The sequence below is a fragment of the Paenibacillus ehimensis NBRC 15659 genome, from assembly GCF_004000785.1.
In the GTDB taxonomy this organism is placed as follows: domain Bacteria; phylum Bacillota; class Bacilli; order Paenibacillales; family NBRC-103111; genus Paenibacillus_G; species Paenibacillus_G ehimensis.
Genome location: NZ_BILX01000028.1, coordinates 76,603 through 82,841, shown reverse-complemented (window position 1 = coordinate 82,841; position 6,239 = coordinate 76,603). Strand labels below are relative to the sequence as shown.

The following is a 6,239-nucleotide window of genomic DNA, read 5'->3' as shown; positions in this document are numbered from 1 at the left end:
CCGCATGCCCGCGACATAAAGATGGTCCCCGGCGCGGGTTCCGAGATTCCACGGTCCGGTCGGCTGAATCGCACCTTCGGGAGATAAGGTTTTTACCCCGCTGGGGGATACGGCGGCTTCCGATGAGGCCCACGCCTGCATGCCGACAGCGGCGCCAACGAGTTGCAGCGCAAGAAAGCTTGAAATCATTCGTCGATATGTTTTTCCTCTGTGTTGCTTTGTAATCATTCGAGCTCCTCCTATGTACTTGGTTCTGTTTACGCTACCCTCCTCGTTTGAGACGCAGGCTCACAATGTTCGCCGGCTGACGGTTCCCGTCTTTAGCACTATGACTTTGGTTGGGTTTTTAAGCTGCTGCACTGGATGTCATTGGTTTTCCCTGATCCTAACCAATTCTCAACGATGGGTGAAAACAATGAAAATATACCATAATTATGCATGTTATTGAAGTTAATAATTTAGAATTAAACCTATTTTTGCCATATATGATCGGTGTTATCTCGTTTCCTAAAGAAATGGAATGTATATTTATTCATAACTAGGAATTTATATTCCGATTACTGATTTGAAAACGCTATTATAAAAATATACGCCATAAGACCTAATAATATCGGGGTCTGCTGCCGAAATAAAAAAGAGTCTTTTATTTTTGGGACAAAAGAAAGAGACAAAACAGGCAGGAGGAAACAGCGTGAATCCACAGCAGAAGTCGCAACCGAAACCGAAGTTACAGCAAAAACTGAAATTGAACCTGCGCTTGGTGATGTCGATTAAAAATCGGTTGATCCTTGCGTTTTTGGCAGTCTTGCTTTTGCCAACCGGTGCCTTGGGGTATTTTTCATATCAGAAAGCGGACAAAGATATTACCGAACAAATCCTGAGAAATACGAAGCAGAGCGTTGACGCTGTCAATCAACAGACAACCAAATTAATTACAACCAGCTTGGAGGACTTGAATTATCTTGCGCAAACCGTGAACAGCGGCATGGTGGACGGTGAGAAAAGTCCGGAGCTTCGTAGAGTGCTTGATCCGATCAAAGCGGTGAAGAAAGAATACGATCACGTGCAATATGCAACCAAGGACGGCAAATTGCTGAATTCTCCGCAGCAAACCTTCGCTGCCGGGTTTGATCCCAGGGACCGCCCTTGGTACAAGAACGCTCTGGCCAAAAAAGGAGAGGCTCTTGTCAGCAGTCCGATCATCAGTCAGGATGGGAAGGTTATCGTTGTCCCTTCCAAAGCGACCGAGGACGGGTCCGGAGTGGTCAGCGTCGTATTGAGCTTGAATAACCTCGCCCAGCAAGTGAATGCGATCAAAGTGGGAGAGCAGGGGTATGTTACCATTTTGGATCAGGGGTATAAATATCTCACCCATCCGACGCTTGCCATCGGGACCGAAAATACCGAATCGGCCGTTGCCCAAATGAAAGAGCAGCCCGAAGGTATCGTGGACTATGTATCTGCTGACGGGAAGCGAAAAAAGGCGATATTTGAGACGAACGAGCTAACCGGATGGAAAATTGTCGGGATCATGGATTTGGATGAAATTGCCCAGGCCAGCCGGGGGATTTTCCGAACGACGCTTATTATTATGGTCATCGCTGTATTGCTTGGAATGCTGCTGGTCTTGGGGATTATCAGATCGATTCACCGGCCTTTGAACCGCTTGATGACCGCAACGGAAAAGATCGCCTCCGGCGATTTGCGCGAAGAGGTGGCGGTCACTTCGAACGACGAGCTGGGCATGCTGTCGGCCGCGGTGAATAGGATGACGGTCAATTTGCGCCATCTGATCGGTCAAGTCGGCTCCAATTCGGAACTGGTGGCTTCGACCTCGGAGGAATTATCGGCAAGTGCGGAGCAGACGCGAAATACGGCGGATCATATTGCTAACGCCGTTCAGGAAATTGCTTCGGGCGCGGAACGGCAAGTAAGCAGTGCGATGGATCTTGCTCAGGCGATGGGCGAAGTGTCCCAAGGGATGGACAAAGCGGCGGCATCGATTCAATCCGTATCCCATTTAACGGTTGCTACGAACAATAAAGCAAGCGATGGGAATACCGTCGTGATGAAAACGGTAGAGCAGATGAACCTGATTCAAGAGACCGTCAGCCATACGGCCGAAGCGGTGAACCATTTAGGGGATAAAATTAATGAAATCGGCAATATCGTGACCTTAATTACCGAAATTGCGGGTCAAACCAACCTGTTGGCGCTCAATGCGGCGATTGAAGCGGCACGGGCCGGCGAAAACGGAAGAGGATTCGCTGTCGTGGCCGACGAGGTGCGCAAGCTGGCGGAGCAGTCCGGCGCAGCCGCAGGTCAAATTCGCGAGCTGATCCAACAGGTTCAGGCGGAAGCGGAAAATGCGGTCCAATCGATGCATGACGGTACGGAGGTTGTCAAAGAAGGGATCAGCATGGTTCATTTGACCGGGGAGACGTTCAAGGAAATCGTCGCTTCCATCGAACAAGTGGCTGCCGAAGGCATGGAGGTCGCCTCGATTGTGTCCCAAGTGAATGCCAACGCGCAAAGCATGGTCGAGAAGGCCAACGATGTGGCCGGCATTGCCGAACAATCGGCCGGCAATACGCAAAGCGTCGCGGCGGCAACGGAGCAGCAGAGCGCCTCGATGGAAGAGGTGTTCGCATCCGCGGAGGCGCTAAGCAGGATGGCGCAGGAGCTGCAGGAAGTGATTGGCAAGTTTAAGCTGTAGATGTAACGTCAGCGGGACGGTCTCGGACAGGAGCAATTTCCTGTGGTGACTGTCCTTTTTTTGCCTTCCAACAAATGGACAGAAAGAGACCCACAAGCAACGGGCTGTGGGTCTAAAGGTTTTATATATTAAAAAGGGGGTCAAGGATTATTATAGTCTGCGAACATTAAAGAACGATGAAAATTACATTTCAATTAGATTACAAATCGGATAAATTGGAATACTTCACGACAGACCGACATAGGGGTATAGGAAGCAAACTTCCAGAAGTATTGTTGGCAGCGCTTACGGATAAAGATGCCGAAGGGGGAACTGTTCCTGGATGAAAAAGGTTGTGAATTCCCCGACCGCCTTCGCTCTGGGCATGCTCGCCATGATGATCCCGACGCAAGCGTTCAGCGCGTTCTACAGCTACTACTACGTGGAGAAGCTGGGGCTTGGCGTGGGGCTTGCCACGCTCGCAAGAACGGTTTACTTGATCTGGGATGCGCTGGGCCAGCCCTTGTTCGGCTATTTATCGGACCGGACGCGCAGCCGCTTCGGACGGCGCAAGCCGTGGATCGTAGGGTCCGTTCCGCCGTTCATGCTGACGTTCCTTATGGTATTCGCGGTGCCGGAAGGCTTGTCCGGCTACAGCTTGTTCGTTTGGTTTCTGATCGCGCTCGTGCTGTTCGAGAGCGTCTCGGCCATTCTGTGGGTGAACTACGGCGCTTTGTTCCCGGAGCTGTTCCGGGGCGAGCGGCTGCGGGCCAAAGCCTCCGCCATCCAGCAGGGCTTCCAGATCGCCGCCATCCTTATCGGCTCGGCGCTGACGCCGGTCTTATTCGCCGCGATGGGCTTCGGACGGATGGCGCTCGTGTATGCCGCCGCTTTTGCCGTATTCATGCTGCTGTGCATGGCGGCCGTAAGGGAAAGCGAGGAAGCCCGCCAAGAACCGCCGCTCCGGCTGGTGGAGGCGTTCCGCGAAACGCTCAAAAACCGCGTGTTCTGGTTGTTCAATCTGGCCAACTCGTTCGCGCAGACGGTGAACGGGCTGATTGGCTCGATGATTCCGTTTTATGCCAAATACGTTCTGCGCATCCCGGAATCGCAAGTATCCCTGCTCCTTGCCTCCGTATTCGTCTCGGTCATTCCGCTGGTTGCCGTGTGGTATTGGATCGTTCGCCGACTGGGGGCGGTCCGGGGCTGGCGGCTTTCTTTGGCCGTGTACGGGTTGTCCGTCCTTCCGCTGTGGTTCGGCGGCAATCTGGCGGGCGGCATCGCGGCCGGCGTTGCGGTCGGGTTCGGCTTGGCGGGCTTTCTGGTGACGCCGCCCGTGCTCGGCAGCCGGATCATCGACCGGGACTTCGAGCGGACCGGACGCCGGAGAGAGGGCGTCTATACCGCCGTCGGCGGCTTTATTACGCGTTCGAGCGGCTTGATCTCGGCGTTGGCGTTCTGGGCGGTCGGCATGCTGTTCGGGTATGTGAGCGGGGAGCATCCGGGGCCCGATCCGGAGGCGACGTTCCGCTTTTTGATCAGCGTCGTTCCTTTCGGCTTGCTGGCGGTGGCGTTTCTCATTGCCGCGACTCTCCGATTCCCGGACAAGCGTGAATAAAAAACTGCCGCGCAGCAGCAGTTCCTTGTCGAAAATGATGAAGCTATAGGAATTAATTTTTGATAGGTCTGCCTTCAGAATCGGTAAAGCTTCCAACGGCGATCATGATAAAATCAATCAATGTCCAAATACCGAAGCCGCCTAAGGTAATCAGCATCAGAATGCCGGTTCCGACCTTGCCTACGTAGAAGCGATGAACGCCAAGCGATCCTAAGAAAAAAGCAAGAAGCAGCGCGGCTACAAAGCTTTTCGGACTCTTTAGCTGATGTTGCGGTGCATTATAATCCACAGCGATTCCTCCATTAACAACAGTAAATTTTGACTTGCTCATTTGTATCTATCGGCTGGCGCTTCGCCAAAAGTTAGTTGTCTTTTCTAAATAATTCTTTATAATTGAATCACATGCCGCCGCTTGTCGTCAGAAGTTTTGTTGACGGCGATATTTGCCTTTACGTACGGAATGTGGTAGAATGAAATAAATGTTTATAAAATGAAACCGGAATTCACATATTGAAAAAGGTGACATTTTTTACATGATACTTTTTTCAATGTGTGAATTTTTTAATTTTGGTTAAAAATGAGCATATTAATATTAATTAATGTGGAGGTCACACCCATGCAAACAGGTACAGTAAAATGGTTTAACGCAGAGAAAGGCTACGGCTTCATCGAAGTTGAAGGCGGCAGCGACGTATTCGTGCACTTCAGCGCGATCCAAGGCGAAGGCTTCAAATCCCTTGACGAAGGCCAACGCGTTGAATTCAACGTCGTTCAAGGCAACCGCGGACCGCAAGCCGAGAACGTTGTCAAGGTTTACTAAGCAGCAAGCCCGCTTCTAACGCAAGTTAGGGGCGGTTTTTTCTTTTAGTATTGAGATCGGAAAGGGGAATGGCCATGAATTATCGTAAAAAGATGTTTGAGGAACTCCCCAAGGAAGAGACCAAGATCTGGTCCTGTACGAAAGAAGACTGCAACGGGTGGATGCGGGACAATTTTATGTTCGAGCATAACCCGACATGTCCGTTGTGCCAGTCCCCTATGGTCAGCGATATAAAAATGCTGCCGGCGCTGGTGAACCTGGCGCCGGATCAGCGTACCGTCAAGACTGGGCAAAAGGAATAGACACGAATTTGACAGCCGCCGTTCAAGTTGTTAACTTGGATGGGCGGTCTTTTTTAGCTTTCGGGTGAGGTGATAAAGATGCTCGAATGGACGGGAGAGCGAATTATTCCCAAGCAGATGAAGCCGACGAACGGCATGCTGCTGGAGCATATCGCGAGATATTATTTTGCCGCTCCTTACGCGCAGGGGCGGGTGCTGGATATTGCGTGCGGAACCGGGTACGGGAGCCATATGACGGCCAAGGAGCGGAAGCGGGAAGTGACGGAAATCGTCGCCGTCGACAACGATGAGGAGACGCTGCGGTACGCGAGCCGGGAATACCATCATCAGAAGGTGACGTATGTGCAAGAAGACGCCACGGATCCGGGGCTTCCGGAGCGGCTCGGCCTGTTCGATACGATCTTGAGCTTTGAAACGATCGAGCATCTGAAGGACGACAGGACGTTTATGGACAACCTCTACCGCATGCTGAAGCCGGGGGGCATCCTGGTGCTGTCCAGCCCGTTCGGCCGGGGACGGGGCATGCCGACCAGCGAACCGTTTCATGTTCACCAGCTCACGCCGGAGCAGTTCGAGGAGCTGTTCGTCGGCTTTGCCGAGGTGGATATTTACTACCAGCGCGGAGTAACCTTCGAGAAGCCGCGGGACGGCATCCGGTATTTTATCGGCGTGGCGGTGTGCCGGAAGTAGCGTGGACCCCGCGAAGCCATAAGCTGCCGTGAGGCTTGCAGATGACCTAAATCCTCCACTTTTCAAACAGGGCGCCCTTCTGGTACATTGTTATCACGAGATTTCGAAACCTGC

General features: G+C 52.2%; 7 protein-coding genes. 5 read left to right on the top strand and 2 right to left on the bottom strand.

Annotated features, from left to right (window positions below):
- The coding region (locus PEH01S_RS35045) for a hypothetical protein (protein WP_218032709.1) at positions 1–228 on the bottom strand (228 nt) is incomplete at its 3' end.
- A gap of 463 nt (positions 229–691) precedes the next feature.
- Here PEH01S_RS35045 and PEH01S_RS17505 point away from each other — a divergent pair.
- Both PEH01S_RS17505 and PEH01S_RS17500 read left to right on the top strand, forming a co-directional pair.
- Positions 692–2,716, top strand: coding sequence for a methyl-accepting chemotaxis protein (locus PEH01S_RS17505; RefSeq protein WP_127487030.1), 2,025 nt, complete (start codon positions 692–694; stop codon positions 2,714–2,716).
- 322 nt (positions 2,717–3,038) lie between these two features.
- Positions 3,039–4,313, top strand: a complete 1,275-nt coding sequence (locus tag PEH01S_RS17500) for an MFS transporter (protein WP_127487028.1) — start codon at positions 3,039–3,041, stop codon at positions 4,311–4,313.
- Between the two features lie 52 nt (positions 4,314–4,365).
- Here PEH01S_RS17500 and PEH01S_RS17495 read toward each other — a convergent pair whose 3' ends face one another.
- Complete coding sequence (locus tag PEH01S_RS17495) at positions 4,366–4,602, bottom strand: TM2 domain-containing protein (RefSeq protein ID WP_025847529.1); 237 nt, start codon at positions 4,600–4,602, stop codon at positions 4,366–4,368.
- A gap of 327 nt (positions 4,603–4,929) precedes the next feature.
- Between PEH01S_RS17495 and PEH01S_RS17490 the strand changes: the two genes are divergently transcribed.
- From PEH01S_RS17490 to PEH01S_RS17480, 3 genes are all read left to right on the top strand, one after another.
- Positions 4,930–5,133 carry a cold-shock protein gene (locus PEH01S_RS17490; protein ID WP_010495688.1) on the top strand — a complete coding sequence of 68 codons (204 nt, stop codon included), beginning with the start codon at positions 4,930–4,932 and terminating at the stop codon, positions 5,131–5,133.
- Positions 5,134–5,207: 74 nt separating this feature from the next.
- Positions 5,208–5,435, top strand: a complete 228-nt coding sequence (locus PEH01S_RS17485; RefSeq protein WP_025847525.1) for a cold-shock protein — start codon at positions 5,208–5,210, stop codon at positions 5,433–5,435.
- Positions 5,436–5,513: 78 nt separating this feature from the next.
- Entirely contained in the window at positions 5,514–6,125 is a 612-nt protein-coding gene (locus PEH01S_RS17480; RefSeq protein WP_127487026.1) for a class I SAM-dependent methyltransferase, read from the top strand.
- Positions 6,126–6,239 lie beyond the last annotated feature (114 nt).